We start from the raw sequence: 3,153 nt of genomic DNA, 5'->3' as shown, positions 1-3,153 counted from the left end.
GCTAGTACATTGAAAACTGAATATAATCCAAGCAAAAAACCGAGAAAATCAAAGAGAACAGATTGCAAGGCGACCGAGAAGAGAATTCTTGAGTAAGGTCAAGTAGAAAAGGGCGCACGGTGAATGCCTAGGCACTAAAAGCCGATGAAGGACGTGACGAACTACGAAAAGCTTCGGGGAGCGGTAAGTACGCAGTGATCCGGAGATGTCCGAATGGGGGAACCCAATGCAGCGATGCATTATTGGTTGATGAATAGATAGTCAATCAAGGGAATACGCAGTGAACTGAAACATCTAAGTAGCTGCAGGAAGAGAAAGAAAAATCGATTTCCTTAGTAGCGGCGAGCGAAGAGGAAAGAGCCCAAACCAAGTGATTTATCATTTGGGGTTGTAGGACTGCAACGTGGTAGCGTGAGTGATAGCAGAATTATCTGGGAAGGTAAGCCAGAGAGGGTGAGAGCCCCGTAAGCGAAATTGCAAGCGCGCCTAGCAGAATCCTGAGTAGGCCGGGACACGAGAAATCCCGGTTGAAACCGCGAGGACCATCTCGCAAGGCTAAATACTAATTAGTGACCGATAGTGAACCAGTACCGTGAGGGAAAGGTGAAAAGAACCCCGGAAGGGGAGTGAAAGAGAACCTGAAACCGTGTGTCTACAAGTAGTCAAAGCACATTAAAGTGCAATGGCGTGCCTTTTGTAGAATGAACCGGCGAGTTACGTTATCTAGCGAGGTTAAGTCAGAAAAGACGGAGCCGGAGCGAAAGCGAGTCTGAATAGGGCGAGAAGTTAGGTGACGTAGACCCGAAACCAAGTGACCTACCCATGACCAGGCTGAAGGCGTGGTAAAACGCGCTGGAGGGCCGAACCCACGTAAGTTAAAAATTGCGGGGATGAGTTGTGGGTAGCGGTGAAATTCCAAACGAACTTGGAGATAGCTGGTTCTCTCCGAAATAGCTTTAGGGCTAGCCTCGTGGAGAGGATAATGGAGGTAGAGCTCTGTTTGGACTAGGGGCCCGTCAGGGGTTACTGAATCCAGATAAACTGCGAATTCCAGATATCCATACACGGGAGTCAGACTGCGAGTGATAAGATCCGTAGTCGAAAGGGAAACAGCCCAGATCACCAGTTAAGGTCCCCAAATCTATGCTAAGTGGAAAAGGATGTGGAGTTGCGTAGACAACTAGGACGTTGGCTCAGAAGCAGCCATCATTCAAAGAGTGCGTAATAGCTCACTAGTCGAGTGACGCTGCGCCGAAAATTTACCGGGGCTAAGCATAGTACCGAAACTGTGGATGTACGTAAGTACGTGGTAGGAGAGCGTTCTAAGTGCGGCGAAGGTTAACCGAGAGGATAATTGGAGCGCTTAGAAGTGAGAATGCCGGTATGAGTAGCGAAAGATAGGTGAGAATCCTATCCGCCGAAAGACTAAGGTTTCCTGGGGCAGGCTCGTCCGCCCAGGGTAAGTCGGGACCTAAGGCAAGGCCGAGAGGCGTAGTCGATGGATAACAGGTAGAGATTCCTGTACTGTGTTCAATCGTTAAGAGCGAAGGAGGGACGCAGGAGGTGAAGCACGCATCGCGATGGAACGATGTTCAAGCGACAAGTGCGGTTAAGAGTCAAATGCTTCTAACCAGCAACACGAGTCGTGATGAGGAGCGAATTAAAAGTAGCGAAGGTGTGGTAGTCACACTGCCAAGAAAAGCTTCTAGCCAGAGAGAACATACCCGTACCGCAAACCGACACAGGTAGTCGAGTGGAGAACACTAAGGTGAGCGAGAGAACTCTCGTTAAGGAACTCGGCAAAATGACCCCGTAACTTCGGAAGAAGGGGTGCTGGCCATGAGAATGGTTAGCCGCAGTGAATAGGCCCAAACAACTGTTTATCAAAAACACAGGTCTCTGCAAAATCGTAAGATGACGTATAGAGGCTGACACCTGCCCGGTGCTGGAAGGTTAAGAGGAGAGCTTAGCGTAAGCGAAGGTTTGAATTGAAGCCCCAGTAAACGGCGGCCGTAACTATAACGGTCCTAAGGTAGCGAAATTCCTTGTCGGGTAAGTTCCGACCTGCACGAAAGGTGTAATGATTTGGGCACTGTCTCAACGAGAGACTCGGTGAAATTATAATACCCGTGAAGATGCGGGTTACCCGCGACAGGACGGAAAGACCCCATGGAGCTTTACTGTAGCTTGATATTGAGTATCTTTTAAACATGTACAGGATAGGTAGGAGCCAAGGAAAGCAGGACGCTAGTTTTGCTGGAGGCGATGTTGGGATACTACCCTTGTTTGAAGGATGCTCTAACCTCGACCTGTAAGCCAGGCCAGGGACAGTGTCAGGTGGGCAGTTTGACTGGGGCGGTCGCCTCCTAAAGTGTAACGGAGGCGCTCAAAGGTTCCCTCAGAATGGTTGGAAATCATTCGCAGAGTGTAAAGGTATAAGGGAGCTTGACTGCGAGAGAAACAGCTCGAGCAGGTAGGAAACTAGGACTTAGTGATCTGGTGGTACCGCATGGAAGGGCCATCACTCAACGGATAAAAGCTACCCTGGGGATAACAGGCTTATCTCCCCCAAGAGTTCACATCGACGGGGAGGTTTGGCACCTCGATGTCGGCTCGTCGCATCCTGGGGCTGTAGTCGGTCCCAAGGGTTGGGCTGTTCGCCCATTAAAGCGGCACGCGAGCTGGGTTCAGAACGTCGTGAGACAGTTCGGTCCCTATCCGTCGTGGGCGTAGGAAATTTGAGAGGAGCTGTCCTTAGTACGAGAGGACCGGGATGGACGCACCGCTGGTGTACCAGTTGTTCCGCCAGGAGCATCGCTGGGTAGCTATGTGCGGAAGGGATAAGCGCTGAAAGCATCTAAGTGCGAAGCCCCCCTCAAGATGAGATTTCCTTTGCGCAAGCAGTAAGACACCTCAAAGACGATGAGGTAGATAGGCTGGGAGTGGAAGTTCTGTGAAGAATGGAGCGGACCAGTACTAATCAGTCGAGGACTTGACCAAAGGCCAAGCAATCAGAAGAAGGTTTTTTGCGAGAGATTATGTTTAGTTTTGAGCGTAGTAGCTCAAAAGAGTACGGTGGCGAAAGCAAGAAGGATACACCTGTTCCCATGCCGAACACAGAAGTTAAGCTTCTTAACGCCGAAAGTAGTTGGT

General features: G+C 50.1%; 2 rRNA genes. Both read left to right on the top strand.

Annotation, left to right across the window (positions count from 1 at the left end):
- Positions 1 to 96: 96 nt before the first annotated feature.
- Positions 97 to 3,000: ribosomal RNA gene (locus HMPREF0518_RS09150) — 23S ribosomal RNA — on the top strand.
- Between the two features lie 71 nt (positions 3,001 to 3,071).
- Positions 3,072 to 3,153: ribosomal RNA gene (gene rrf / locus HMPREF0518_RS09145) — 5S ribosomal RNA — on the top strand; the annotation flags it as partial.

The organism is Lactobacillus helveticus DSM 20075 = CGMCC 1.1877 (assembly GCF_000160855.1).
In the GTDB taxonomy this organism is placed as follows: domain Bacteria; phylum Bacillota; class Bacilli; order Lactobacillales; family Lactobacillaceae; genus Lactobacillus; species Lactobacillus helveticus.
This window is presented reverse-complemented; position numbering and strand designations above follow the sequence as displayed.